The 24287-nt window shown below is 58.4% G+C and carries 28 protein-coding genes; 15 read left to right on the forward strand and 13 right to left on the reverse strand.

Going from position 1 to position 24287, the window contains the following annotated elements; genetic code table 11:
* Window positions 1-52 precede the first annotated feature (52 nt).
* A complete protein-coding gene (locus DHN60_RS03175; protein WP_108835774.1) occupies window positions 53-520 on the reverse strand; it encodes an Lrp/AsnC family transcriptional regulator in 468 nt (155 codons plus the stop codon).
* A 143-nt stretch (window positions 521-663) separates the two neighbouring features.
* On the opposite strand from DHN60_RS03175, the gene cysG reads away from it, so the two are divergent.
* The 6 genes from cysG to DHN60_RS03205 all read left to right on the forward strand — a co-directional run bounded on the left by cysG (window position 664) and on the right by DHN60_RS03205 (window position 6162).
* Window positions 664-2070: a siroheme synthase CysG gene (gene cysG, locus DHN60_RS03180; protein ID WP_108835933.1), complete on the forward strand. Its 1407-nt coding sequence runs from the start codon at window positions 664-666 to the stop codon at window positions 2068-2070.
* The gene (locus DHN60_RS03185) at window positions 2071-2370 is read left to right on the forward strand and encodes a DUF2849 domain-containing protein (protein ID WP_108835775.1); all 300 of its coding nucleotides are present in this window, start codon (window positions 2071-2073) and stop codon (window positions 2368-2370) included.
* Window positions 2370-4034 (forward strand): nitrite/sulfite reductase, encoded by a 1665-nt coding sequence (locus DHN60_RS03190; protein ID WP_108835776.1) that lies wholly within the window; start codon window positions 2370-2372, stop codon window positions 4032-4034. Before DHN60_RS03185 ends, DHN60_RS03190 begins: the two co-directional genes overlap by 1 nt.
* A 66-nt stretch (window positions 4035-4100) precedes the next feature.
* Window positions 4101-4787 (forward strand): phosphoadenylyl-sulfate reductase, encoded by a 687-nt coding sequence (locus tag DHN60_RS03195; protein WP_234423509.1) that lies wholly within the window; start codon window positions 4101-4103, stop codon window positions 4785-4787.
* A 3-nt stretch (window positions 4788-4790) separates the two neighbouring features.
* Window positions 4791-5201 (forward strand): DUF934 domain-containing protein, encoded by a 411-nt coding sequence (locus DHN60_RS03200; RefSeq protein ID WP_108835778.1) that lies wholly within the window; start codon window positions 4791-4793, stop codon window positions 5199-5201.
* 109 nt (window positions 5202-5310) lie between these two features.
* Window positions 5311-6162: a ferredoxin--NADP reductase gene (locus DHN60_RS03205; RefSeq protein WP_108835779.1), complete on the forward strand. Its 852-nt coding sequence runs from the start codon at window positions 5311-5313 to the stop codon at window positions 6160-6162.
* Between the two features lie 39 nt (window positions 6163-6201).
* On the opposite strand, the gene DHN60_RS03210 is transcribed toward DHN60_RS03205, so the two are convergent.
* Both DHN60_RS03210 and DHN60_RS03215 read right to left on the reverse strand, forming a co-directional pair.
* Window positions 6202-7044, reverse strand: a complete 843-nt coding sequence (locus DHN60_RS03210; protein ID WP_108835780.1) for a TauD/TfdA family dioxygenase — start codon at window positions 7042-7044, stop codon at window positions 6202-6204.
* A 121-nt stretch (window positions 7045-7165) separates the two neighbouring features.
* Window positions 7166-7867 (reverse strand): translation initiation factor 3, encoded by a 702-nt coding sequence (locus DHN60_RS03215; protein ID WP_108835781.1) that lies wholly within the window; start codon window positions 7865-7867, stop codon window positions 7166-7168.
* Between the two features lie 206 nt (window positions 7868-8073).
* Here DHN60_RS03215 and infC point away from each other — a divergent pair, with 206 nt between their 5' ends.
* Window positions 8074-8625: a translation initiation factor IF-3 gene (gene infC / locus DHN60_RS03220; RefSeq protein WP_108835782.1), complete on the forward strand. Its 552-nt coding sequence runs from the start codon at window positions 8074-8076 to the stop codon at window positions 8623-8625.
* A gap of 145 nt (window positions 8626-8770) precedes the next feature.
* Here infC and DHN60_RS03225 read toward each other — a convergent pair whose 3' ends face one another.
* The 5 genes from DHN60_RS03225 to DHN60_RS03245 all read right to left on the reverse strand — a co-directional run bounded on the left by DHN60_RS03225 (window position 8771) and on the right by DHN60_RS03245 (window position 14662).
* The gene (locus DHN60_RS03225) at window positions 8771-9556 is read right to left on the reverse strand and encodes a xanthine dehydrogenase family protein subunit M (protein WP_108835783.1); all 786 of its coding nucleotides are present in this window, start codon (window positions 9554-9556) and stop codon (window positions 8771-8773) included.
* A gap of 98 nt (window positions 9557-9654) precedes the next feature.
* Window positions 9655-12015, reverse strand: a complete 2361-nt coding sequence (locus DHN60_RS03230; RefSeq protein ID WP_108835784.1) for a xanthine dehydrogenase family protein molybdopterin-binding subunit — start codon at window positions 12013-12015, stop codon at window positions 9655-9657.
* A gap of 85 nt (window positions 12016-12100) precedes the next feature.
* On the reverse strand, window positions 12101-12586 hold the full coding sequence (locus DHN60_RS03235) for a (2Fe-2S)-binding protein (protein ID WP_108835785.1): 486 nt from the start codon (window positions 12584-12586) through the stop codon (window positions 12101-12103).
* A gap of 97 nt (window positions 12587-12683) precedes the next feature.
* Window positions 12684-13697: a molybdopterin-binding protein gene (locus tag DHN60_RS03240; RefSeq protein WP_108835786.1), complete on the reverse strand. Its 1014-nt coding sequence runs from the start codon at window positions 13695-13697 to the stop codon at window positions 12684-12686.
* Window positions 13694-14662: an XdhC family protein gene (locus DHN60_RS03245; RefSeq protein ID WP_108835934.1), complete on the reverse strand. Its 969-nt coding sequence runs from the start codon at window positions 14660-14662 to the stop codon at window positions 13694-13696. The genes DHN60_RS03240 and DHN60_RS03245 overlap by 4 nt, the downstream gene beginning before the upstream one ends.
* A 312-nt stretch (window positions 14663-14974) precedes the next feature.
* Between DHN60_RS03245 and DHN60_RS03250 the strand changes: the two genes are divergently transcribed.
* Genes DHN60_RS03250 through grxD form a run of 3 tightly spaced genes read left to right on the forward strand, consistent with a single transcriptional unit; the run spans window position 14975 to window position 15892 of the window.
* Window positions 14975-15217 (forward strand): BolA/IbaG family iron-sulfur metabolism protein, encoded by a 243-nt coding sequence (locus DHN60_RS03250; RefSeq protein ID WP_108835787.1) that lies wholly within the window; start codon window positions 14975-14977, stop codon window positions 15215-15217.
* The gene (locus tag DHN60_RS03255; protein WP_108835788.1) at window positions 15214-15528 is read left to right on the forward strand and encodes a hypothetical protein; all 315 of its coding nucleotides are present in this window, start codon (window positions 15214-15216) and stop codon (window positions 15526-15528) included. The genes DHN60_RS03250 and DHN60_RS03255 overlap by 4 nt, the downstream gene beginning before the upstream one ends.
* A gap of 1 nt (window position 15529) precedes the next feature.
* Window positions 15530-15892 carry a Grx4 family monothiol glutaredoxin gene (gene grxD, locus DHN60_RS03260; RefSeq protein ID WP_108835935.1) on the forward strand — a complete coding sequence of 121 codons (363 nt, stop codon included), beginning with the start codon at window positions 15530-15532 and terminating at the stop codon, window positions 15890-15892.
* 4 nt (window positions 15893-15896) lie between these two features.
* On the opposite strand, the gene DHN60_RS03265 is transcribed toward grxD, so the two are convergent.
* Genes DHN60_RS03265 through DHN60_RS03275 form a run of 3 tightly spaced genes read right to left on the reverse strand, consistent with a single transcriptional unit; the run spans window position 15897 to window position 17200 of the window.
* A complete protein-coding gene (locus tag DHN60_RS03265; protein WP_108835789.1) occupies window positions 15897-16346 on the reverse strand; it encodes a GNAT family N-acetyltransferase in 450 nt (149 codons plus the stop codon).
* Entirely contained in the window at window positions 16324-16716 is a 393-nt protein-coding gene (locus tag DHN60_RS03270; RefSeq protein WP_108835790.1) for a cell division protein ZapA, read from the reverse strand. Before DHN60_RS03270 ends, DHN60_RS03265 begins: the two co-directional genes overlap by 23 nt.
* Window positions 16709-17200: a hypothetical protein gene (locus DHN60_RS03275; RefSeq protein WP_108835791.1), complete on the reverse strand. Its 492-nt coding sequence runs from the start codon at window positions 17198-17200 to the stop codon at window positions 16709-16711. Before DHN60_RS03275 ends, DHN60_RS03270 begins: the two co-directional genes overlap by 8 nt.
* 274 nt (window positions 17201-17474) lie before the next feature.
* Between DHN60_RS03275 and tkt the strand changes: the two genes are divergently transcribed.
* A complete protein-coding gene (gene tkt / locus DHN60_RS03280) occupies window positions 17475-19490 on the forward strand; it encodes a transketolase (protein ID WP_108835936.1) in 2016 nt (671 codons plus the stop codon).
* A gap of 125 nt (window positions 19491-19615) precedes the next feature.
* Here tkt and DHN60_RS03285 read toward each other — a convergent pair whose 3' ends face one another.
* Window positions 19616-19831, reverse strand: a complete 216-nt coding sequence (locus DHN60_RS03285; protein WP_108835792.1) for a hypothetical protein — start codon at window positions 19829-19831, stop codon at window positions 19616-19618.
* A 443-nt stretch (window positions 19832-20274) separates the two neighbouring features.
* Between DHN60_RS03285 and DHN60_RS03290 the strand changes: the two genes are divergently transcribed.
* Entirely contained in the window at window positions 20275-20574 is a 300-nt protein-coding gene (locus DHN60_RS03290) for a hypothetical protein (protein WP_108835793.1), read from the forward strand.
* On the opposite strand, the gene DHN60_RS03295 is transcribed toward DHN60_RS03290, so the two are convergent.
* On the reverse strand, window positions 20575-21537 hold the full coding sequence (locus DHN60_RS03295; protein WP_108835794.1) for a DUF808 domain-containing protein: 963 nt from the start codon (window positions 21535-21537) through the stop codon (window positions 20575-20577).
* Between the two features lie 217 nt (window positions 21538-21754).
* Between DHN60_RS03295 and gap (DHN60_RS03300) the strand changes: the two genes are divergently transcribed.
* The 3 genes from gap (DHN60_RS03300) (at window position 21755) to gap (DHN60_RS03305) (ending at window position 24104) form a co-directional block, all read left to right on the forward strand.
* Entirely contained in the window at window positions 21755-22756 is a 1002-nt protein-coding gene (gene gap / locus DHN60_RS03300) for a type I glyceraldehyde-3-phosphate dehydrogenase (RefSeq protein ID WP_108835795.1), read from the forward strand.
* Between the two features lie 65 nt (window positions 22757-22821).
* Window positions 22822-22965 (forward strand): hypothetical protein, encoded by a 144-nt coding sequence (locus DHN60_RS22455; protein WP_199913619.1) that lies wholly within the window; start codon window positions 22822-22824, stop codon window positions 22963-22965.
* 134 nt (window positions 22966-23099) lie between these two features.
* Window positions 23100-24104, forward strand: a complete 1005-nt coding sequence (gap, locus tag DHN60_RS03305; protein WP_108835796.1) for a type I glyceraldehyde-3-phosphate dehydrogenase — start codon at window positions 23100-23102, stop codon at window positions 24102-24104.
* Window positions 24105-24287: the final 183 nt, after the last annotated feature.

Genomic DNA, 24287 nt, shown 5'->3' on the forward strand with positions numbered 1-24287 from the left:
TCAGCAGACCGCAAGCAGCCATAGTGCGACGCTATGCAATCGCACCAATGGTTCACACGCCAAGCGGCAACATGGTGGTGGATTTAATCTCTTCCATCGACAAAAGAGCCGTCACGTTGTGCACCCGCACCTCAGAAATCAGCGCCTGATAGAACGCATCATAGGCACGCGCATTCTTCACGCGCACCTTCAGGATATAATCAATATCGCCTGCAAGGCGGTGGGCTTCCTGGACTTCTGCACGGTCCCGCAGGGCCTTGAGGAAGCGGGCCTGCCAATCGGCTTCGTGTTCAGATGTGCGGATCAAGACAAAAAAACAGGCCTCAAACCCCAACGCTTCGGCGTCCAGAAACACGGTCTGCTGACCGATCACACCCGCCTCTTTCAGCTTGCGAATGCGATTCCAAACAGGGGTCTTGGAAGAGCCAACAGCCTTGGCAATCTCGTCCAAAGACTGGCTGGCATCGCGCTGCATCTCGGCCAGAATTTTGCGATCCACGTCATCTATGCGAACGGCCATTCCATTCCCTCTCCGTTTTTCAGACAGACGTTCCACCTTTCCACAAAGATAGAACAATCATCCTTATCTACTGCGCTCGATGGCAACAAACCAGAACAATGTTCTATATTGAGATCAAGAAACAGCGACCCGAGGGCCACGCGATGAACCACTTTCCGATCTTTCTGAACACCTCAGGGCGGCGCATTGTGCTGTCAGGCGGTGGAGATGCGGCACTGGCTAAACTGCGCCTACTGATGAAGACGACGGCACACATCACTGTCTTTGCGCCCGACGCGGCTCCTGAGATTGAAAGCTGGGCTGAGGCTGGCCAGCTCACCCTGATCCGCCGCGCGATGGACCCCGGTGATGCGATGTGCGCTGCTTTGTTCTATGCCGCCGACGAGGATGCGGTTGAGGACAAGCGTACAGCCGCCATCGCACATGCAGACGGTGCGTTGGTCAATATCGTGGACAATCTGGCCGACAGCCAGTTCATCACCCCTGCTATCGTGGATCGTGATCCCGTGACCGTCGCCATCGGGACCGAAGGGGCTGCCCCCGTTTTGGCCCGCGCGATCAAGGCTGATCTGGAAGAAAAACTGCCCACGTCGCTGGGCACCCTCGCCGCCATTGGCAAGACGTTCCGCAAGGCGGCAGACGCCCTGCCCTTTGGCCGCGCGCGCCGCGATTTCTGGCGCGACTATTATTTCAATGCAGGACCCAAAGCGATCGCGAGCGGCGTTGAGGCGGTACAACCTGCTCTTGATGCTTTGCTGGGCGACCACCTGATGAAAGAGACCCGTCAAGGCCACGTCGCCTTTGTTGGCGCAGGTCCGGGCGATCTTGAACTGCTGACCCTAAAGGCCCGCAAGGCGCTCGATGAGGCTGATGTGGTTATCTATGACCGCCTGATCAGCCCCGAAATCCTCGAACTTGCCCGCCGCGAGGCACAAATGATCGACGTGGGCAAAGAAGCGTTTGGTCCCTCCACACCCCAAGAGGTGATCAACGCGTTGATCGTCGAACATGGGCATAAAGGGGCTCAGGTTGTCCGCCTCAAATCAGGGGATGCCACCGTGTTTGGCCGTCTGGATGAAGAGATCGACGCGGTCACGGATGCAGGCATCGACTGGCATATCGTTCCCGGCATCACGTCCGCTTCGGCGGCCGTCGCCAGCCTTGGCCAGTCGCTGACCAAACGCGGGCGCAATACGTCTGTTCGGTTCCTTACAGGTCACGACATGCAGGGATTTGCCGATCACGACTGGCGCGCCTTGGCCAACCCGGGCGAGGTCGCGGCCATCTACATGGGTAAGAAATCTGCACGCTTCATTCAGGGCCGACTGCTGATGCACGGCATTGATCCGGCCACACCCGTAAGCGTCATTGAAAACGCAAGCCGTGCTGATCAACGCGTTCTGTCCACAACCGTCGCCCAGATGGAGCCGACGATTTCGCAAGCTGGTCTTTCGGGCCCTGCCCTCACCTTCATCGGTCTTGCGCCCCGCAATGCCGTCGCCGCCCTTCCCGACCTTACCATCCCGCAGCCCGCGCAGGAGGCCCGATAAATGTCCAAGCCCTTCACCCCCAAAGTTGTCACCGCGAATCACCTGCTGGCCGGCGACGTGATCTATCAGACCGCTTCTGGCTGGACGCGCGACCTTGCTCAAGCCGAAGTGCTGACTGACGAGGCCGACGCCGACCTGCGTCTGATCGAAGCAAGCCAGCAAGTTGACGTCGTCGTTGGCGCGTACCTTGCCGATGTCGCCTTGGACGAAGGCACCCCGGTCCCCACACATTTTCGCGAAACATTCCGCGCCACAGGGCCCAGCAACTACGCCCATGGCAAGCAAGTGGAGCTCTCCTGATGTACAGCTATTCCGAATTTGACACCGCATTTCTCGCGCAGCGCAACGCCCAGTTCCGCGCCCAAGTCGAACGCCGCATCGCGGGCAACCTGACCGAGGATGAATTCAAGCCCCTGCGCCTGATGAACGGCCTTTATTTGCAGCTGCACGCCTATATGCTGCGGGTCGCCATCCCCTATGGCACGCTGGACAGCGCCAAAATGCGCAAACTGGCCGAATTGGCCGAGCGGTGGGACAAAGGCTATGGCCACTTCACCACGCGCCAGAACATTCAGTACAACTGGCCTGAGCTGAAAGATGTGCCAGACATGCTGGACGCGCTGGCAGAAGTTGGGATGCACGCCATCCAGACCAGCGGCAATACGATCCGCAACGTGACAGCCGACCACTTTGCAGGTGCTGCCGCAGACGAGATTGCCGATCCGCGCCCTGTCGCCGAATTGCTGCGTCAATGGTCCACCGACCACCCAGAATTCCAGTTCATGCCGCGTAAGTTCAAAATCGCTGTAACAGGTTCTCCGAATGATCGCGCGGTGACAAAGGCCCATGATATCGGCCTGCGGATGCTGGAACGCGACGGCGCGCGCGGCTTTGAAGTCATCGTTGGTGGTGGGCTTGGCCGCACCCCGATGATCGGCAAGGTTATCAATGACTTCCTGCCCGAAGCTGATCTATTGCCTTACCTTGAGGCCGTGGTATCCGTCTGGAACCAGATCGGGCGACGCGACAACAAGTACAAGGCGCGCATCAAGATCACGGTGCACGAACACGGCATCGATGAAATCCGTCGTTTGGTCGAAGAACGGTTTGTCGAAACCCGCAAAACCTTCTCGGGCGTGGATCAGCAAATGTTGAGCGAGATCGAGGCGCATTTTGCAGCGCCCGCGTTCAAAACGGCGTCTGAGGCGTCGTTCAAAGACGCTTATCACAATGATCCCGCTTTCCGTTCCTGGGCTGATACGAACCTGACGGCGCACCGGGCACCCGGCTATAAAATCGTCTCCATCTCTCTGAAAAAGCACGGGGATACGCCCGGTGACGCAAGCGCAGACCAAATGCGTCTCATGGCTGACCTTGCTGAGGCCTACGGCCATGACGAACTGCGCATCAGCCACGAGCAAAACGTGATCCTGCCCCATGTGCATGTGTCCGACTTGCCAGCGATCCATGCGCGCTTGAAAGAAGCCGGTCTGGCGACGGCCAACATTGGCCTGATCAGCGATATCATCGCCTGCCCCGGTATGGACTATTGCGCGCTGGCCACCGCCCGCTCGATCCCCATCGCCCAAGAGATCGCGACCGCCTTTGATGACCTCAAACGCGAGCATGACATTGGCGAGCTGAAGATCAAAATTTCGGGCTGCATCAACGCCTGCGGACACCATCATGTCGGTCACATCGGCATTCTGGGGTTGGACCGCGCCGGGGTCGAAAACTACCAGATCACGCTGGGCGGCGATCATAGGGAAACCGCCAAAGTGGGCGACCGCGTTGGCCCCGGTTTTTCTGCCGATGATATCGTTCCGGCGGTTGAACGGATCGTGGACACCTACCTTGATCTGCGCACAAGTGGTGATGAGGCATTCATCGACACCTACAATCGCACAGGTCTCGCCCCGTTCAAGGCCGCACTCTATCCCGAAGCCAAAGTCGCAGCGGAGTAAACTCCCATGCTTCACCTCGCTCAAAAAACACCCCCCGGAGGGCCAATATTTCCCGAAGCCAACGTGATGGTCAGCGCGCTTAACGCGCGCCTGACCCATCACGGCGCGACGGATGTATTGCGCACGGCGTTCGACGCAGTCCCGGACCTTGCGTTGGTGTCCAGTTTTGGGGCGGAGTCAGTGGTCCTGTTGCACCTCGCTGCCATGGTAAACCGGGACGTGCCAGTGATCTTTATCGACACCGAAATGCTGTTTGCCGAAACACTGGTCTATCAGCAGGAGGTCGCTGAACGGCTGCGCCTGCGTAATGTGCGCATCATCCGGGCAGACGATTCCGAGGCCCGCGACCCAAGCCGCAGCATGCACAAGCACAACGTCGATGCATGTTGCGCAATGCGCAAAGTCGCACCGCTGCGCCGCGCCTTGGCCGATCACAGCGGTTGGATCACCGGGCGCAAGCGGTACCAGTCTGGCACCCGTGCAAACCTTGAGTTCTTTGAGGTCGAGACGGGCAAGATCAAGGTCAACCCGCTGGCCCGCTGGGCGCAGCAGGACATCCGCGACTACATGGACGAAAACCGCCTGCCCCGGCATCCGCTTGTGGCCCAAGGGTATCCTTCGATTGGATGTGCACCCTGCACGTCGAAGGTGGAGGCTGGCGAAGACCCCCGTTCGGGGCGCTGGCGGGATCAGGACAAAGACGAATGTGGCATCCACTTCGTAAACGGAAAACTCGTAAGAGCAGGAACCTAAGACATGACAATTCTTGTGACAGATCAGGGCTTTGGCCCGGACACTTGGGATCGCGGTTACACGCCCTTGGGCGAAGCCGCGAACGACGCGGTGGCGCTGGACGTCCCTGCGGATGCGGACCCCGCTGCCGTGCCGCTGAGCGCGGATATCATCCGTGTGGATTTCCCCAGCTTTGCTGATGGGCGCGGGTTCACCATTGCGCGCATGTTGCGTCTGCGCGGCTATCAGGGACGCCTGCGCGCCCGTGGACACGTGATCTCTGATCAGTACGCGATGGCGCGCCGCTCAGGCTTTGACGAGGTCGAAATCAGCCAATCGTTGGCCGCCCGTCAGCCCGAAGATCAGTGGCTGTTCCGTGCCGACTGGCAAGAGCATGATTACCACGCCCGCGTGCGCGGCGTCTCAAATCACTAAAACAGACCTGACCCAGATCAAAGCGGCGCGGACTGCGCCGCCTTACAACATCCCCAGAATTCCCTTTCTTATTGGAGCAGTGCAGGTGTAAACCCGCGCTGACACTGACATGACCGAGCAAAGCCCCGTGAACCAAGCCACCGCCCAAAAGGCCACCCCGACCCTGCCCGATGCCCAGACCGTAACAGAGATCGAGCATTACACTGATCGTCTGTTCCGCTTTCGCTGCACACGGCCTGCCTCTTTGCGCTTTCGCTCCGGCGAATTCGTCATGATCGGCCTGATGGGCGATCCGCACCCTGAAACGGGCAAGCAAAAGCCGCTGTTGCGCGCGTATTCCATCGCCTCACCGTCTTGGGATGAGGAACTGGAATTCTACTCAATCAAAGTGCAGGACGGCCCGCTGACCTCAAAACTTCAGCACATCCAGCCGGGCGATGAGATCATCCTGCGCCCCAAGCCAGTGGGCACATTGGTCCACGACGCGCTCTTGCCGGGCAAGCGCATCTGGTTCTTTGCCACAGGCACAGGATTTGCGCCCTTTGCTTCGCTGCTGCGCGAACCGCAGACTTATGAGGATTATGACGAAGTCATCATCACCCATACATGCCGTGAAGTGGGTGAGTTGACCTATGGCCGGAATTTGATTGAGGCGCTCAAAGATGACGAGTTGCTGAACGAAGTTATCGGCGACGGGTTTTGGAAGAAGATCAAATACTACCCCACCACCACTCGCGAAGAGAGCCCCAAAATGGGCCGCATCACGGACCTGATGAAGTCCGGCGAAGCGTTTAGTGATCTTGCGGTGCCGGTGCTGAACCCTGACACCGATCGCGCGATGATTTGCGGCAACCTGGCCTTTAACCTCGAACTCAAGGCGATGTTCGAAGACTATGGTCTGGAGGAAGGTGCCAATTCCAAGCCAGCCCACTACGTCGTGGAAAAAGCATTCTTGGACTAATGCCGATGCGGGCGCGGGATACCTGCGCCCTACTCACCCTCACCCAAGGCGCTGGGTGTCTGGCGCCCAAGGCTCCAAACCAGAGCCTTCGACAGTGATGCGATGCATCAGACGGGCATGGCCAGCATAGTCCGCAGTTGCGTAATGTTGCACCAGCCGATTGTCCCAAAGCACAACCATGCCCGGTTCCCACACAATCCTGCAGGTCAAAATTGGCTGCGTGCAAAACCGGTAGAGATAGGCAAGCAGCGGCGCGCTTTCCTCGACGGTCCAACCATCGAAATGGGTGGTAAAGTCCCCGTTCACATAGAGCGCCACCGCACCGGTGGCCGGGTGTTTGATGATTACAGGGTGGCGTACCCCGCCCTTGTAAGCCTCTGGATCCTGATTCATTTCCAGTGCACTGCCTGCAAAACTGGCATCAGAATGCCATGCCCACATCCCGCTTAACGTCGCGCGCAATCCCGGCGACAGGGCGTCAAACGCAGCCGTTTGAGATGCAAAATGCGTGTCTCCGCCAAAGGGCGGCAAGGTACGGGCCGACAGAATCGAAATTGCAGCCGGGGCCGGGTCATAGGAATGATCGGTGTGCCACGTCCCTCCAATGACCGCTGATTGATCCGGGTTCGTGCGCACTTCGGCAATGTGGGGGTGTTCCGGTACGGGTGTGAAAAAACGATTGATATTGATCTCACCCAGGGCTTGAGCCAGAGCGGTATGGGCCTCGGGCGTCAGGTGCTGATCCGGAACGCACAACACGCCATGGGCAAAAAGCGCATTTTTCACCGCATCTACGGTTTGCGCATTGAGGTCAGCAAGCGATCCACCGGTCAGGCGCGCGCCACAATGACCGGCGAGTTTCGTGACATTCCACTTCTGCACCGAAATCTCTCCTGCTGACCGAACAAAGAAACGGTGACACGCTAACACTCGATCCCGCAACAAAAAAAACCGCGCCCAAAGTTGGGGCGCGGTTTGGTCTTCGCAAACTGCGTTGACTGGGTTAGAGGCCCAAAGCCTCTTTCACTGCATCCAACGCACCAGACAGTGCTTCGGGGTTGTCCTGCACTGTCTGCAGGCCTGTTTTCAGTGTTGTTTTGGTCGCAATATCGAGGTCCGAGCCGTCGATCATCTCTGTTACTTTGTCCAGAGCAAACCCGTCCACGCTCAGCAACTCAAGTACATCGGCATCAGTTGCTGCGGCGGCCACGTCTGTGGCGTCAGACGCGGTATCTGTTGCGCCTTCCAAGGCCTCTGTCGCGCTCTCTGCGGCGTCTGTGACGGCGTCTGCTGCGGCCACGGCGGCAGCAGCGGCGGCCGCTTTTGTGGCTTCGGCGGCTTCGGTCGCAGTCTCGGTTGCAGCGTCCACAGCATCACTGGCTGCCTCTGTCGCATCTTCAACGGCGGCCGTCGCCGCCTCTGTGGCTGTTTCAGCGGCATCCGCAACAGAATCCATCGCCTCTTCGGCAGCTTCACTCGCGGCCTGAGCCGTTTCTTCTGCCACTTCTTTTGCAGCTTCAACAGCGTCGGTCACCGCCTCTTCAGCGGCCTCCACTGCATCGACGACACTTTCGCTTGCGCTTTCAGTGCCGCTTACGGCGTCTGAAGCCTGATCGATTGCCTCTTTTGGGGTCTGCCCGGAGTAAAGCAGGTAAGCCCCGCCCGCCACGACAACTGCCACAACGATCCAAATCAGATTTTTCATGTTTTTTCCCTTTTTCGATGGCTTTGCGCAAAACGCGCATGCCCTGCCATTGGTTCTCGCGTCTCAGATGCGCGCCGAAAAGGAAAGGTTCAAGGGGGAAAATGTCGGATTTCGGCGCAGGATAGCTTATTTCGTGGGTTGAAGAAGCGGGTGCAGACGTCTACGTTCTGGCCTCGAAATTCTGCAATAATCCAAGGACAACCATCATCGCTCGCAGACCACACAATGCGCCGCCGCAACGCGACACCGGCCCGCGCGTCAACGACAAGATCCGTAGCACAGAAATACGCCTGATCGGCGCAGACGGCGAAAACGTCGGCGTTGTTTCCCCGGAAAGAGCCATGGAAATGGCCGACGACGCCGGGCTGGATCTGGTAGAAATCTCTCCAAATGCCTCGCCGCCCGTGTGCAAGATCATGGATTTCGGCAAGTTCAAATACGAGACGCAAAAGCGCGAGGCCGAGGCCCGCAAAAAGCAAAAGATCATCGAGATCAAAGAGGTCAAGTTCCGTCCGAATACGGACACCAATGACTATGACGTCAAGATGCGCAACGTGTTCAAGTTTCTGGAAAACGGCGACAAGGTAAAGATCACCCTGCGCTTCCGTGGTCGAGAAATGGCGCACCAAAATCTGGGACGTGAGTTGCTGGAACGTGTGGCTGAAGACACCAAAGAACATGGCAAGGTCGAGAACTTCCCTAAAATGGAAGGCCGCCAGATGGTTATGCTGATCGGACCGATGCCCACCAAAGGGTAACGACCACACACAATTGAATTCAAGGGCGCCCTTTGCGGCGCTCTTTTTTGTTTCCGAGCCTGTTTTGCAAACCTTGGGCAGGGATACAAAAAAGGCCCCGCACCAAACTGATGCGGAGCCCTTAACGTTAATCGTTTCAAACCCGTCAGGCAGCAGCAACCGCTCGTTTGGTCATCACAGCACACAGATGCGCGCGGTACTCGCCCGTGCCGTGCAGATCCGAAATCATGTCGTCTCCGCTCAAGGAAAGCCCATCAAGCGCACTGGCCGAAAAATTCGCCGAGAGCGCTGCTTCGGCTTCTGCCCAGCGGAATACACCGTCATTGGATGCACCCGTGATCGCGACACGCACGCCATCCGCGTATTTCGCAACATAGACCCCTACCAGCGCAAAGCGGGACGCCGGTTGGACGAACTTTTGATAGTTGGCTTTTTCCGGCACTGGAAAGCGCACCTCGGTGATGATCTCGCCCTCGTCCAGTGCAGTGGTGAACATGCCCTGAAAATAATCATCCGCCGCGATCTGGCGCGCATTGGTGACGATGGTAGCCCCCGAGCCCAAAGCCGCAGCAGGATAGCAGGCCGAGGGGTCATTGTTGGCAAGTGAGCCACCAATGGTACCGCGATTGCGCACCGCAGGGTCACCAATATGGGCCGCTGTGTCCGCAAGTGCCGGGTAAGCGCCCGCCTCTGCCGCGACGGTTGCATGGTTCGTCGCACCGCCAATGCAGACCGATCCATCATCGCCCATACAAACGCCCTGCATTTCGGCAATGCCTTTCAGGCTCACCAAAGTCGACGGGCTTGCCAATCGCTGTTTCAGTGTCGGGATCAACGTCTGCCCACCGCCAAGGGCTTGGGCTTCTTCACCTTGAAGCGCAGCAATGGCATCCGCAACGCTTTCCGGTTTTTCAAAATCGAAGTTGTACATCTTTCAGACCTTTCGCTCGGCAATCTGATCCATCTTCATCTTGCCAAATAAACTCCGGGGAGCGCGAGGACCTGGCCCCTCGCTCCCGCAATTTCATCCTATTGCATTGCTGCCCAGACACGATCAGGGCTTAGCGGCATGTCCACATGGGTCACGTCCTTGCCCGCAGATTGCAGCGCATCGACAACCGCATTCACCACCGCTGGCGGCGAGCCAATCGCCCCGGCCTCACCGCAGCCCTTCACCCCAAGTGGGTTGTGGGTGCACGGCGTCTGGCAGGAATGATCCACATCAAACATCGGCAGATCATCGGCACGCGGCATGGCATAGTCCATGTAAGACGCGCTCAGCAGTTGGCCGTTCTCGTCATAGGCACAGTTCTCGAGCAGCGCCTGCCCGATCCCCTGCGCCAGACCGCCGTGGACCTGGCCTGTCACGATCATCGGATTGATGATGTTGCCAAAGTCATCCGCCGCAATAAAGCGTTCGATACTCACTTTTCCGGTGTCCGGATCCACTTCAACTTCGCAGGCATAAGCCCCTGAAGGATATGTGAAGTTTGACGGATCATAGAACGCCGTTTCTTCAAGCCCAGGCTCGATATCCTCAAGCGGGTAGTTGTGTGGCACGTAGGCTGCCAGAGTCACATCACCCCACGCCACCGATTTGTCGGTGCCGGCCACGCTGAACGCGCCGTCCTTCAATTCGATGTCGGTTTCCGAGGCTTCGAGCAGGTGCGAGGCGATCTTTTTGGCCTTGTTGATGATTTTTTCTGTGGCGCGGACCATGGCCGACCCACCAACCGCGATAGACCGCGACCCGTAGGTGCCCATGCCCATCGGCACTTTGGAGGTGTCACCGTGGACAATCTCGATCATCGACTCATCAATGCCAATCATATCCGCCACGACTTGGGCAAAGGAGGTTTCGTGCCCCTGCCCGTGACTGTGACTGCCGGTCATCACAACCAGACCGCCGGTGGCATTCACCCGCACTGTGGCGGATTCATACAGACCTGCACGCGCGCCCAACTGACCAACAAGGTTTGACGGCGCAATGCCGCAGGCCTCGATATAGCAGTTCACGCCAAGCCCACGCAGCTTGCCTTTGGCTTCACTCTCTGCCCGACGCGCTGCGAAACCGGCGAAATCGCCCATCTCTTCCAGCTTGTCCATCGTGGCGTTGTAATCCCCGGTGTCGTACTCGACCGCCACAGGCGTGGCATAAGGGAATTCGGTGATGAAGTTCTGGCGACGCAGTGCGATGGGATCGACGCCCAGTTCACGGGCTGCCTTGTCTACCACGCGTTCCAACTGGAACGTCGCCTCGGGGCGGCCTGCCCCGCGATAGGCATCGACAGGCACCGTGTTGGTGAACACAGCCTTTACGTTCACATAGATCAGCGGGGTCTTGTAGTTCCCTGCCATCAGTGTGCCGTGCAGCCATGTTGGCACGGAAGGTGCAAAGGTGCTGAGATACGCGCCCATGTTGGCGTGGGTTTCGGTGCGCAGTGCGGTAAAGTTGTTGTCTGCGTCGAGCGCCAGTTCGATCTTTGTGACGTGATCGCGGCCATGGGCGTCCGACATGAACGCCTCAGTCCGGGATGAAGTCCATTTGACCGCGCGGTTACAGGCTTTGGCGGCAAATGTGCAAAACGCCTCTTCCTGATAATGGAAGATCTTGGTGCCAAAACCACCGCCCACGTCCGGCGCGACAACGCGCAGTTTATGCTCGGGGATACCGAGCACGAACGCGCCCATAAGCAGGCGGATCACGTGAGGGTTCTGGGACGTGGTATACAGCGTGTGTTCATCCGTGCCGCGGGCATAGTCGCCGACGGCGACGCGCGGTTCCATCGGGTTCGCAACCAAACGGTTGTTGACCAGTTCCAGCGATGTCACATGCGCCGCCGCCTCAAAGGCCGCATCCGTCGCCGCCTTGTTTTCCTCAACAAAGCCCCAGTCATAACAAAGGTTGTTTGAAAGATCGTCATGCACTTTGGCTGACCCATCTGCGAGGGCTGCCTTCATATCCACGACAGCAGGCAGTTCGGCAATATCAACGTTGATGGCTTCGGCCGCATCACGGGCCTGTTCCAGCGTTTCGGCCACAACAGCCGCGATGGGTTCACCCACATGGCGTACTTTACCCGTAGCCAGAACCGGGTGCGCCGGTTCCTGCATCGGCTCACCGTGCTTGTCTGTGATTTGCCAGCCGCAGGGGATCGATCCGACACCGGCAAAGTCGTCACCGGTGAAAATCCTGACCACACCGGGCATGCCGGATGCCGCGGTCGTATCCACAGAGTTCAGCGTTCCGTGTGCGATGTCCGAGCGCAGGAAAAACACATGCGCTTGTCCGTGAATATTGATGTCGTCCGTGTAGTTCCCGACCCCTGTCAGAAACCGTACGTCCTCGCGCCGTTTGCTACTGGCGCCGATGCCTCCGTCTTTTGGCATGTCATTCCTCCCTGATGTGGTGGCGAATTGGAATCCGCCTTACGGCCTGTGTTTGAGGCGGATTTCGATCCGCCCAACCCGGCCCTTATTCTGCAGCGATGGCTCCAACATCCTGACCGGATGCCGCCATGATCGCCTTGACGATGTTGTGATACCCGGTGCAACGGCAGATATTGCCTTCAAGGTAGTCGCGCACTTCTTGCTCGGACGGTTTCGGATTGTCCTTGAGCAGTGCAGCCGCGGACATCACCATGCCCGGGGTGCAAAATCCACATTGCAGCCCGTGATGGTCTTGAAACGCCTGCTGGATCACGTTCAGCGATCCATCTGCATTGGCCTGACCTTCGATGGTGGATACGTCCGCGCCATCTGCTTCTGCCGCCAACATGGTGCAGGATTTGACTGCAATTCCGTCCACGTGAACCACGCAAGCCCCACATTGAGACGTGTCACACCCTACGTGAGTACCCGTCAATTTCAGCTCATCCCGCAAGAAAGACGACAACAGCGTGCGTCCCTCAACTTGGCCAGACGCAGCTTTTCCGTTCACGGTCATTGAGACCTGTGTCATGGCATACTCCCTTGTTTGCCGTTTTGTTGCGTCGAGTTAAACACGTGGTCGCCGCCATGAGAACCGAAATTTTCGCGCAAGCGGCGAAAACGCAGGATCATGCACCACCCTGTCCCGCTCCGGATGCGCGTGGCCTGGGACGTGTCGGGATTTCCTTGAGCAACCCGCCGACCCCCATGGCCGAAATGTCGGCCTGTTTCAGAGGCACACCACAAACCAGCCGTTCCAACACCCAATCTGCTCCATTAAGAGCGGGCGAGCGCGCGCAGCCCGGCAAGCCGATCACAGGTTTGCCCGCCACTTCGCCAAAAAACAGCAGGTTGCCCGGATCAACCGGCATGCCATACGCCTCGACCCGGCCACCGGCAATGCGCAGCGCTTCGGGGGCAACATCACGCGGATCGGATGTCGCAGACGCTGTAAGGATAAACAGAATGTCGCCCGGCGCATCCGCTATTGCGGCCGCGATCGCTGTACTGTTGTGGCGCACGATTACGCGCTCAGTCATCGTCAGGCCCAGTCGTTCGGTGCGCGCAATCATTGCCTCGCGCCCCTTGGATGCCGGTGTATCCTTGCCCACATGGGTTTCGATCAGCGTGGCCTGCGAAAACTCAGAACCAAGAACACCAAGCGCGTGACGACTGGCAGCGCACGCCGCCTCAAGTGCGCGGGCGGGCACGGCATAGGAAATGATCTTGATCGTAGCCAGCATCGTGCCTGCATCCGCCCGGTGAAAGTTGGGCACGGTGGCCACCGTGATCATCGGATCCACAGCGTTGATGGCGGCTACCTTTTCGGCTGAAATCTCTGCCACGCCCGGGCAGGTGGCATAAAGGTTCACCCGCCCCGCACCGGCTGCACTGATCCGCACGTTTTGACTGGCGGCGTCTTGCACGATAGCGCGGGCCAATGTTTCGGCCGCTTGGTTTTCCTCGACATCACCGACTTCTAGCTGCGCCACGGTCACTTCGGTATGTCCAGCCTGCAAAAGGGCCGTCACGTGGGTTTTGGTCAATAGAGTTCCCTTGGCGATGCGGGTGGATTGAGACGTCATTGAGTGGGCCAAGACCGCCCCCTCGGCCTCTGCCACCGGAACGGGCCCAAAGATCATGCAGGCCTCCGCAGGGCCTGCACCATCTGAGCAAGGATCGACACTGCAATTTCCGAAGGGCTGGCCGCCCCGATATCAAGACCCACAGGGCCGCGAATGCGCGCAATTTGCTCAGGAGTAAATCCAGCCTCCGCCAAGCGTTCGACCCGTTTTGCATGGGTCCGGGTCGATCCAAGCGCTCCGATATAGAATGCATCCGAGCCAAGCGCGACATGGAGCGCGGGATCATCAAGCTTTGGATCGTGGGTCAGCAGCACGAGGGCCGTGCGGGCATCAAGCCCGACCTCTGCCAGTGCCTCGTCAGGCCAATCCTCGATCAGCGTCTCGCCCGGAAAGCGGGCGGCAGACCCAAAAGCCGCGCGCGGGTCGATGATCACCGGATCATAGCCAGCGACGCGCGCCATTGGCACAAGCGCCTGAGCGATATGTACGGCCCCCACAATTGCGAGCCGCAAAGGTGGGTTGTGAATGGCGACAAAACTGTGCCCGCCCTCTTCTATACCGCTTCGATCATTGACAAAACGCGCGGTATGTCCGGTGTGGTCAAGCCGGCGGTCCCACGTGTCAACGTCGACAACATAGGCGACCGGTGTGCGCGAAGCGCGTGCCGTCACAAGACCCTCTAGCAGATCAATCGGCATCGCCGTCCCGATGGGTTCGACCAGCACCTTGATGGTGCCACCACAGGCCAGCCCGACGGCAAAGGCATCCCCATCGCTCACCCCATATTCCAAAAGCCGCGGTGTGCCATCTTCCAGCGCTTCAAGCGCCTCAACAACAACCGCACCTTCCACACAGCCGCCAGAGACCGAGCCGAACATCTCGCCGTCGCCGGAGACAACCATTTGTGCGCCCGCGCGGCGCGGTGCGCTGCCCCAAGTCTGCACAACTGTCGCCAGTGCCGCGCCCTGCCCGTCCTTGGCCCAGATCAATGCTTGCTCTGGTGCATTCTCAAACGTGTCCATCGCGCCCTCCACATCTGCTGGTTCGCAACCGACTTGGAAAGATTGCTGTCAGACAATACGACCCGCCGTGGCCAAGTGAAATCGACGTGCGTCCCGTCGCAGGGACGCGGCAGTTTTACCTAGGCGGCGTGGGGCGATCTGTCAGGCAAGCGATCATTCGAGAGTGGGTCTGAACCTGCTGGTTTGGTGAGCCGGAAGCCTAAACCCCGCACATCCCCAAGTTCAACCCCACACGCTATGCTGCGCTAACGCTTGCACCCCCGCCCCCGCCGCCCTAAATCTGGAACAACAGCAGATTGGAGACACGACCATATGCCCATGCAAGCCCAGGAAATCGAGGATCTGATCCGCGAGACCTTTCCTTCCGCAAAAATCACGATCACAGACCTTGCAGGGGACGGCAATCATTACTCTGCCGAGGTGATTGATGCATCCTTTGAAGGTATGAACAGAGTGCAGCAGCACCGCGCCGTTACCAAAGCCCTGAAGGGAAAGATGGACGGCAGCCATGGAGAATTGCATGCCTTGGCGCTGACCACAAAGGCGCCTGGATGAACGCATTGCTTTCTTTCCTTTCGGCCCCATTTCGACGTGGGACACGGCGTCCGCTTTCGGCGCGCCAACCCGGACGTGCAGAAATGGGACAGGTGCGCGATGTACCCTTGGGAATGGAAGCTACAAATCTGGACCTGATCGATCAGGTAAACCGACGCAACGACGCCCTTGAACGGGTCAACACTATTGCCGGGCAACGGAGTACCAAAGGCAGCTTTGCGGCCGCCGCAAGCACCCGCATTGACCCCATGCCCGAAGATGAAACCTATGCCGCGCGCTATCACCGCGCCTATATCGAGAAAGATGACTGACATGAGCGACGCAAACGCACAAATCGCCGATACGATCAAAGCCAACGACGTGGTGCTTTTCATGAAAGGCACGAAATCCATGCCGCAATGCGGGTTTTCCAGCCGTGTGGCGGGTGTGCTGAACTATATGGGCGTCGATTTTGCGGACGTGAACGTTTTGGCCGACGAAGGCATTCGGTCAGGCATCAAAGAATTCTCGGACTGGCCCACCATCCCGCAGCTGTATGTGAAGGGCGAATTTGTGGGCGGATGCGACATCATCACTGAAATGACCTTGTCGGGTGAGCTGGACACGCTGTTTTCGGAAAACAACGTCACTTTCGACAAAGACGCCGCTGATAAGATCCGCGAAGCCAACGGCTGAGCGATCAGGGGCGGCGCATGACCATTCCATGCTTGTCGGTGTCGTCAAAGCCGACTTTGCGATAGAACCCTTGCGCGCCCCGGGCCGTCCCGGTCAATAGCATGACCTTGTAGGCATGCGCCTTCCACGCCATGTCGATCAGTCGGGTAAGCACCAACCGCCCGACACCCCTGCGCTGGTGGCTGCGCGCCGTCACAACATTTTCGATCAATCCGTAGGGGCGGCCACCGTAGGTCATGTTGGGCAGGATGTGCAGGGTCGCCATGCCTGCCAGTTCGTCTTGGTCAAACGCCCCAAGGACGGTGGTTCCGGGATGCGCCAGCACGCGGGCAAACTGCGCTCCATCCGCGACCTGCCCGCTTCGGGTCAATTCGAGGTATAGGGCACATGCGGCTGGCGCGTCGTCTGCGCTCAAGGCCCGAAGGATCATGTCAGCCCGTTTTTTCCTCGACATCTGCGGCCAGTGCCTCAGCGCGGGCCGCAAGTTCGGCCAGTGTTTCAGTCACAGATTGTGGGACCACAGGCACCTCGATGCGTTCCGGCTCAGGCGCGCCCAAGGTGCGCAGCCCTTCGAGTTCCGCCTCGCGTTCGGCCAGTGATGCTTCCATTTCGCGCATGCGATCTTCGACGCTTGCTGTTTTGTCAGCCAAAAGCAGACCCGCCATCAACAGCATCCGCGTCTCGGGCATGCGCCCCGCTTGCGCCGCCAGCGCCTGTGCCTCGTCATCCAGCATTTTGGCTGCGGCATGCAGATAGCTTTCCTCGCCGTCCTGACAGGCCACCGCAAAATCACGGCCACCGATGGAAATGGTCACCTCAGGCATCCGCGTTCTCCTCACCCTGAACGTCAATCTGGTCCAGCAGCGGCCCAAGCGCACCTAGAATGCTGGAAGCTTCAGCGACATCTGCGGCCCGTGCGGCGCGCAGGCCTTCTAGTTCGGCCATCATCGCTTTATTGATCAGGTGCGGTTCGCCGACACCTTCTTGGTTTGCCGTGCGCAGTGCAGCATTTGACTCGCGCAGCTGGTCGTTGGCTTTGCGCAGGCGCTGCAATTCCAAATCCATCGCAGCCACACGGGTTTGCGTCGCTTCGGCGGCTGCACGCGCTTCGGCGAGTGCCTCCTCTTGCCGATCTGACATTTTGCGCACGCGCTCAGTCAGTTGCGCGTTGGCGGTCTTTTCATCGTCAAGGGCTGCCTGAAGCTCAGCCGTATTGCCCCCTTGTGCCGCCCCCAAGGCGCTTGCCCCGGCTCCAATCCGGTCCATGGCCGCGGTTAACCGCTGTTGTAGTGCATCAATCTCGCTCATGGCGAAGCCTATCTCCCGTTTTGCTCCGACCCTTGGGCGGGCCCGTCAAATCCCAATGGCGCGAATCGCTGCACCGTTTGGTTAATGAACAGTTTATCCAATGCTTTTTGGAAATGCGCCCCCCTTTGCGATCAATCACTTGCAGGTCGGCGTTGAAGTGTCGCATCCACTCACGCCGCCGAAACGATGTGTTCTACTGCATTACTGCGGCTTGATCTTTGCCTCTTGCCTGATATTGAGCGCCAAATCTCTTGATCCAAAGGACATCTGCATCGTGGACCTGACCGCTCTTCGCACCGCCCATCCCGACCATTGGAAGAAGGCCACGGCCATCCGCGCCCTGACACTGGACGCTGTGGCTGCGGCAAATTCCGGCCACTCCGGCATGCCAATGGGGATGGCTGACGTCGCCACTGTCCTGTTTGAAAAGCACCTGAAGTTCGATGCCTCTGCTCCAAACTGGCCAGATCGCGACCGGTTCATCCTGTCGGCAGGCCATGGCTCCATGCTTCTTTATTCCCTGCTGCACCTGACGGGCTATGCCGACATGACGTTGGAGCAGATCAAGAATTTCCGCCAATGGGGCGCCATCACGGCGGGCCATCCGGAATACGGACATGCAGACGGGATCGAGACCACGACAGGCCCGCTCGGACAAGGCATCGCGAACTCTGTTGGATTTGCCATGGCCGAAGAATCCCTGCGTGCCCATTACGGCAAGAAGATCATGGATCACTATACCTATGTCATCGCAGGCGACGGTTGCCTGATGGAGGGTGTGAGCCAGGAGGCAATCACCCTCGCCGGCCGGCATCGCTTGGGCAAGCTGATCGTGTTCTGGGACAACAACAACATCACTATTGATGGCCCTGTCACGCTGTCTGACACAACTGACCAGCCGCAGCGTTTCAAATCCGCAGGCTGGGCCGTGATTGAAATCGACGGCCATGACCCCGAGGCCATTGATGCCGCCATCATCAAGGCCAAGAAACAGAACAAGCCGACGATGATTGCCTGCAAAACGCATATCGCGCTGGGCCACGCCGCGCAGGACACGTCCAAAGGCCACGGCGCGCTGACCGATGCCGATCAGATGGCCGCTGCCAAGGCCGCCTATGGCTGGACCACCGGACCCTTTGATGTCCCTGCCGATGTGAAATCCGCGTGGGAAGCGATCGGGTCCCAAGGTTCTGAGGCCCGCGCTGAATGGGAGGCCCGATTTGCTTCTGTCTCTGGCCGCAAACAGGCGGAATTCAACCGCGTGATGGCCCGCGAAGTGCCCAAGAAGCTGTCGGCAACTGTCAAAGCGTTCAAAAAGCAGATGTCGGAAAGCGCACCCAAAGTAGCGACGCGTGCGGCATCCGAAAAGGCGCTTGAGGTGCTGAACCCGGTCTTGAGCGAGACCATTGGCGGCTCGGCGGACCTGACAGGCTCAAACAACACCAAAACAACCGATCTGGGCGTGTTTGATGTGGAAAACCGTGGCGGGCGTTATGTCTATTGGGGCGTTCGCGAGCACGGAATGGCCGCGGCGATGAACGGCATGGTGCTGCACGGTGGCATCCGCGCTTATGGCGGCACGTTCATGTGTTTCACCGATTATGCGCGCCCAGCCATGCGCCTGGCCGCCTTGATGAAGATCCCCACGGTCTTTGTGATGACACACGATTCAATCGGTCTGGGCGAAGATGGTCCAACCCACCAGCCGGTCGAGCATCTGGCGATTAGCCGCGCGACACCGAACACCCACGTGTTCCGCCCGGCCGACGCAATCGAGACAGCCGAAGCATGGGAACTGGCGTTTTCTTCGCCCTCCACCCCATCCGTGCTGTCCCTGACCCGTCAGGGTCTGCCCACAGTGCGCACCGAGCACAAGCTGAAGAACATGAGCGCGCAAGGTGCCTATGTTCTCGCCGAAGCGACGGGCAAACGTCAGGTCATCCTGATCGCCACAGGCTCCGAAGTGTCTGTCGCAATGGACGCCCGCGAAGCACTGCAAGAGGCCGGTATCGGCTGCCGCGTGGTGTCGATGCCCTGCATGGAGCTGTTTGCACAGCAGGACGAAGCATACCGTCGCAAAGTCCTGCCCGCTGGCACTGTCCGCATCGGGATCGAAGCGGCGGTACGCCAAGGTTGGGATCAGTGGTTGCTGGGCGAACGCGGCAACGCCAAAAAGGCCGATTTCGTCGGCATGGATGATTTCGGAGCCTCTGCCCCGGCCAATGTCTTGTTCGAAAAGTTTGGGATTACAGCGGCCAATGTGGTCGAAAAAGCCAAAGCTCTGCTGTAATCACACACAGTGTCTGAAAAAGCCCCTGCATCTGCGGGGGCTTTTTTTATTGGCGAAAGCCTTGGCCAAATTCGCCGTGCCGGTTCTGTAGATCGGGAGTGATACTCCGACCGCTCCCGCGGTCGCTAGACGGCCACGATGCGTGCTGCGATGTCATTGACATACGGCGCGATCAACCGATCAATCGCGGAACGTTTCGGGCGGCTGTGAGCCGCTGAAATGACAAGGCTGGCCACAAGACTGCAATGCGCGTGCATCATCGAGACAAACAGGAATGACAACTCTTCGCAGGAATGGCCGTCAACATCAGGAGGGGTGATGGCCAGTTCGGGTAGGACCACCTGACCGGGGGCTTTTGCTCTACAGGTCCATAGCGGCAAAGTTGTGCTCGCTGTCAGGATTTACGTGGATTTGTCTTTGGTCTGATCACCCATGCTGAGAAGTGCTTTGGAAATGTATGTTTAATAAGCTGAAAAGTTGTCTTGATATCAAAATAGATTTCCCTCCTGCGCCAAAGAAAACGCTGACCCCATTTAAGCGATCACTCCACCTTGGGTGAGACGATCTGCGAAGCCGAGTTGCAAGAAATTTGAGCGTTCAAGCACCCAAGCCTGTGAAACTTTTCCGTAGCGGGTGGGCAGTAGGCGGATCTCCGCTCGCATCGCCGCAATACAACCATAGGTAGGCCATAATCTGCTCATCCAAATTAATGCTTTGGTAAGAATCTGCCACGTACTGTTTGGTCAATCTCAATAAGGTGGGATGAGAAAAACAGGCGGAAAAAATGCTTGGCGGTTTACTAATTTCGATATTTGCAGGAAGCCTGTTGGGCGTCATAGCGTTGTTGGCGGGGTTCGGGTTTTGGTGGTCGTTGCTGATCTATTCGACGAGTGGCGTGTGCATCTTCTTAGTTGTCGCAGGTTGCGCCGTGCTGCGAAAAACCAATGTCGCAGAACATGATCGTAAGACTTCCAGCATTGATCCAAATCCGGCCACGGGCATGCACACTGCACGCGCTCCGGTTCTGGTACCTATGCAACAAGTCCGCGGGATCGTTGCAACCGAGGCGCGCCGCGCAAACTGATTAAACGCTTTTCTTGCTTGGCGAGATACTGCGCCAGATCGGAGTGATCACTTTCTCTCCCACCGGTATCAGCAAGAAGCCAAGGCCAAGGCCCAGCAGCCCGTCGATACCCGCTTTGACCGCCCATTCGATGAAACCTGATCCAGCCGCGACTGTCTTTGCGATGCCGTAAATCAGGTGTTCGGGGCCGTGCCATCCAAGCACGGCCAACCCATGAACGATAATTGACCCACCAACCCACAGCATTGCGGCAGTGCCCACAATTGTTAGCACCTTCATAAAGCCGGGCATGACCCGCACGATCCCGCGACCCAGCGCACGGGTAGCACCCAGTCGCCCACCCGACGCCAACGCCAGACCGACATCATCCGCCTTAACGATAAGCGCCACTGACCCGTAGACAGCGACGGTAATCATGACTGCAACCGCCGCGAGTGTGGCCGCCTCAAACCAAAAGTTGCTGTCCGGGATCGCCGCCAGAGAGATCGTCATGATCTCGGCAGACAGAATGAAGTCCGTCTTGATCGCGCCCGCCGCCTTCTGCTCTTCGAGATGTGCCGGATCCTGCACCTCGGCTGCCTTGCCCGGGTAGTCATCGTGCCCATGTCCCCACCCCAGCACATTCGCAACTTTTTCGGCGCCCTCAAAGCACAGATAGGCCCCGCCCAGCATCAACAGAGGCGGAATCGCCCATGGTGCAAAGTTCGCCAGAAATAGGCCCACAGGAAGCAGATAGAGCAACTTGTTCTTGAGCGAGCCCTTGGTGATGCGCCAGATGATCGGCAATTCGCGTTCGGCCGCAAACCCCTGCACATATTTGGGAGTAACGGCAGCATCGTCGATCACAGCGCCGGCCGCTTTGGAGCCAGACTTGACCGCCTGCCCGATCACATCATCAACGCTTGCGGCCGCCACTTTCGCGATTCCCGCAACGTCATCCAAAAGCGCCAATAATCCGCTCATCGCACCCGCTCCTGCGTCATGTTCTTACGTTAGCGCATAACATGCACGAAAGCGCAGGTACACTGTTAGCGCCAACTTCACACGGTCGCACACGTTTATCGCTAACACTCTGTAATATCGCCACTTTCGCCCTTCTCAGAACGCACCATTGCGACTAACACATCCTCAATCAAGGACCCAATCAAGACGTGGCGTAGCGTAAAAAGGACAATCAGGTATGACGATCAAAGTTGGCATCAACGGATTTGGCCGGATCGGTCGCTGCACTCTGTCTCATATCGCAACTTCCATGCGCAACGATGTCGACGTGGTTGCAATCAACGCGACCGGCCCGTTGGAAACCTCTGCTCACCTGATGCGCTATGACAGCATTCATGGCCGCTTTCCCGGCACGATCACCTTGTCCAACAATGCGATGGACCTCGGCCGTGGTCCGATCCGCATGATGTCCACGTATGACATGAATGAATTGGACTGGACCGGCGTTGACGTTGTTCTGGAATGCACTGGCAAGTTCAATGACGGGCACAAGGCCGCCGTCCATCTGGAGCGCGGCGCGCGCAAGGTGTTGCTGTCTGCCCCGGGCAAAAACGTAGACAAGACCGTGGTCTTTGGTGTCAATCACCGCGAATTGGCCGCCAACGACCGGATGATTTCGAACGGGTCTTGCACCACCAACTGCCTTGCCCCGCTGGCCAAGGTACTGGACAACGCATTCGGAATTGAATCCGGCATTATGACCACAATCCACAGCTATACCGGGGATCAGCCAACGCTCGACCGCCGCCACGATGATCTATATCGCGCGCGGGCAGCGGCCATGGCCATGATCCCAACATCGACCGGCGCGGCCAAGGCATTGGGTGAAGTGCTGCCGAACCTCGCAGGCAAGCTGGACGGCACCGCGATGCGCGTCCCCACCCCCAATGTCAGCGCGGTTGACCTGACCTTTACCGCTGGCCGCGACGTGACCGCTCAAGAGGTGAACGCCGCCGTGGCCGAGGCCGCACGGGGCGAGATGGGCCGAGTGCTTGCCTATGATGACGAGCACAAAGTGTCCGTTGACTTCAACCATACGGACCACTCCTCGATCTTTGCACCGGACCAGACCAAGGTTGTCGGCAACCGGCTTGTGAGAGTTCTTGCGTGGTATGACAATGAATGGGCGTTTTCCGTACGCATGGCCGATGTGGCCGTGGCCATGGGTCGCCTTAGCTGATCCCTTGCGCGTCTGAAGCGAGGCTGGCACAAGACGGTTCACGTTCTTCAACCCTAGCGGGCTTTATGACCAACCGCGGCGCTCTTTTACTTGCAGTGTTCATCCTTGTGGCCATCGGCGTGGATGTGATGATCTACGGATCAGAGCATCTGGTATTCCTCGGCAAAAAGTTCACCGACCTGCTCGAATACATGGCATTTTGGCGCTAGCAGCCCGCGCCGCGTGCGCCCTGCCCGGTTGACATCTGGCCCCAGATGCCTTTGTTAGCGGTAACGGCGCTCGCCCGCATTTGGGCCGAGCGTTTCAGACTGAACCTGACATTTTTCAGCAGACGGGAAACACCATGGCGATCAAAGTTGCAATCAATGGATTTGGCCGGATCGGCCGTAATGTACTGCGCGCAATCGTGGAAAGCGGGCGCACCGATATCGAGGTCGTTGCGATCAACGATCTGGGCCCGGTTGAGACGAACGCACACCTTTTGCAATACGATTCTGTCCACGGTCGGTTCCCCGTGAAGGTGACGACAGGCGCGGACAGCATTGACGTGGGTGGTGGCCCGATCAAAGTCACAGCAGAACGCAATCCAGCAGACTTGCCTTGGGCCCATGTGGATATCGTGTTGGAATGCACCGGTATCTTCACCTCGAAAGACGCCTGTCAGGCGCATCTTGAGAACGGGTCCAGCCGGGTGCTGATTTCGGCTCCCGGTAAGGATGCCGACAAGACCATTGTATACGGCGTGAACCATCAGACCCTTAGCGGTGATGACATCGTGGTGTCCAACGCTTCTTGCACAACCAACTGCCTCAGCCCTGTGGCGCACGTGCTGCACAACGAAATCGGGATCGTCAAAGGGTTCATGACCACGATCCACAGCTACACAGGCGATCAGCCAACGCTCGATACCATGCATAAGGATCTGTACCGCGCACGCGCGGCGGCGCTGTCCATGATCCCCACCTCGACAGGTGCGGCCAAGGCTGTCGGGCTCGTGCTGCCTGATCTGGCTGGTAAGCTGGATGGTGTCGCCATCCGCGTCCCTACCCCGAACGTATCCGTCGTCGACCTGACATTCGAAGCATCGCGCGCTACAACGGTCGAAGAAATCAACGGGGCGATCAAGGCTGCTGCCGGTGCAGGCCCGCTTCAGGGCGTGCTGGGTTACACGGACGCGCCTCTGGTCAGTACGGATTTCAACCATGACCCTCATTCGTCGATCTTTGCCACTGATCAAACCAAGGTAATGGACGGCACGATGGTGCGGATTTTGACCTGGTATGACAACGAATGGGGCTTTTCCAACCGGATGGCGGACACCGCCGTGGAGATGGGCAAATACCTCTGACGGGCAACTCCCCGCTAAAAACTTATGTCAGGGCGTCCCACTGGGACGCCCTTTTCTTTTGGCTTTACGTTGCAAGCATTGCGATTGTTTCACGACATAGCTGCGGAGTTATAGGTTGACGTCCTATGGCATCCCGAAGACCATCTGGTGCCCAAAGACACTTTCAAAAAAAGGATATTGGCT

Source organism: Tateyamaria sp. Alg231-49 (genome assembly GCF_900143535.1).
Classification (GTDB): Bacteria; Pseudomonadota; Alphaproteobacteria; order Rhodobacterales; family Rhodobacteraceae; genus Tateyamaria.

What these genes read in the sequence shown, in the direction of transcription:
- DHN60_RS03175 (WP_108835774.1), bottom strand. Translation starts at nt 520, where the DNA reads ATGGCCGTTCGCATAGATGACGTGGATCGCAAAATTCTGGCCGAGATG.
- cysG (WP_108835933.1), top strand. Translation starts at nt 664, where the DNA reads ATGAACCACTTTCCGATCTTTCTGAACACCTCAGGGCGGCGCATTGTG.
- DHN60_RS03185 (WP_108835775.1), top strand. Translation starts at nt 2,071, where the DNA reads ATGTCCAAGCCCTTCACCCCCAAAGTTGTCACCGCGAATCACCTGCTG.
- DHN60_RS03190 (WP_108835776.1), top strand. Translation starts at nt 2,370, where the DNA reads ATGTACAGCTATTCCGAATTTGACACCGCATTTCTCGCGCAGCGCAAC.
- DHN60_RS03195 (WP_234423509.1), top strand. Translation starts at nt 4,101, where the DNA reads ATGGTCAGCGCGCTTAACGCGCGCCTGACCCATCACGGCGCGACGGAT.
- DHN60_RS03200 (WP_108835778.1), top strand. Translation starts at nt 4,791, where the DNA reads ATGACAATTCTTGTGACAGATCAGGGCTTTGGCCCGGACACTTGGGAT.
- DHN60_RS03205 (WP_108835779.1), top strand. Translation starts at nt 5,311, where the DNA reads ATGACCGAGCAAAGCCCCGTGAACCAAGCCACCGCCCAAAAGGCCACC.
- DHN60_RS03215 (WP_108835781.1), bottom strand. Translation starts at nt 7,867, where the DNA reads ATGAAAAATCTGATTTGGATCGTTGTGGCAGTTGTCGTGGCGGGCGGG.
- DHN60_RS03225 (WP_108835783.1), bottom strand. Translation starts at nt 9,556, where the DNA reads ATGTACAACTTCGATTTTGAAAAACCGGAAAGCGTTGCGGATGCCATT.
- DHN60_RS03230 (WP_108835784.1), bottom strand. Translation starts at nt 12,015, where the DNA reads ATGCCAAAAGACGGAGGCATCGGCGCCAGTAGCAAACGGCGCGAGGAC.
- DHN60_RS03235 (WP_108835785.1), bottom strand. Translation starts at nt 12,586, where the DNA reads ATGACACAGGTCTCAATGACCGTGAACGGAAAAGCTGCGTCTGGCCAA.
- DHN60_RS03240 (WP_108835786.1), bottom strand. Translation starts at nt 13,697, where the DNA reads ATGATCTTTGGGCCCGTTCCGGTGGCAGAGGCCGAGGGGGCGGTCTTG.
- DHN60_RS03245 (WP_108835934.1), bottom strand. Translation starts at nt 14,662, where the DNA reads ATGGACACGTTTGAGAATGCACCAGAGCAAGCATTGATCTGGGCCAAG.
- DHN60_RS03250 (WP_108835787.1), top strand. Translation starts at nt 14,975, where the DNA reads ATGCCCATGCAAGCCCAGGAAATCGAGGATCTGATCCGCGAGACCTTT.
- DHN60_RS03255 (WP_108835788.1), top strand. Translation starts at nt 15,214, where the DNA reads ATGAACGCATTGCTTTCTTTCCTTTCGGCCCCATTTCGACGTGGGACA.
- grxD (WP_108835935.1), top strand. Translation starts at nt 15,530, where the DNA reads ATGAGCGACGCAAACGCACAAATCGCCGATACGATCAAAGCCAACGAC.
- DHN60_RS03265 (WP_108835789.1), bottom strand. Translation starts at nt 16,346, where the DNA reads ATGTCGAGGAAAAAACGGGCTGACATGATCCTTCGGGCCTTGAGCGCA.
- DHN60_RS03270 (WP_108835790.1), bottom strand. Translation starts at nt 16,716, where the DNA reads ATGCCTGAGGTGACCATTTCCATCGGTGGCCGTGATTTTGCGGTGGCC.
- DHN60_RS03275 (WP_108835791.1), bottom strand. Translation starts at nt 17,200, where the DNA reads ATGAGCGAGATTGATGCACTACAACAGCGGTTAACCGCGGCCATGGAC.
- DHN60_RS03290 (WP_108835793.1), top strand. Translation starts at nt 20,275, where the DNA reads ATGCTTGGCGGTTTACTAATTTCGATATTTGCAGGAAGCCTGTTGGGC.
- DHN60_RS03295 (WP_108835794.1), bottom strand. Translation starts at nt 21,537, where the DNA reads ATGAGCGGATTATTGGCGCTTTTGGATGACGTTGCGGGAATCGCGAAA.
- gap (WP_108835795.1), top strand. Translation starts at nt 21,755, where the DNA reads ATGACGATCAAAGTTGGCATCAACGGATTTGGCCGGATCGGTCGCTGC.
- DHN60_RS22455 (WP_199913619.1), top strand. Translation starts at nt 22,822, where the DNA reads ATGACCAACCGCGGCGCTCTTTTACTTGCAGTGTTCATCCTTGTGGCC.
- gap (WP_108835796.1), top strand. Translation starts at nt 23,100, where the DNA reads ATGGCGATCAAAGTTGCAATCAATGGATTTGGCCGGATCGGCCGTAAT.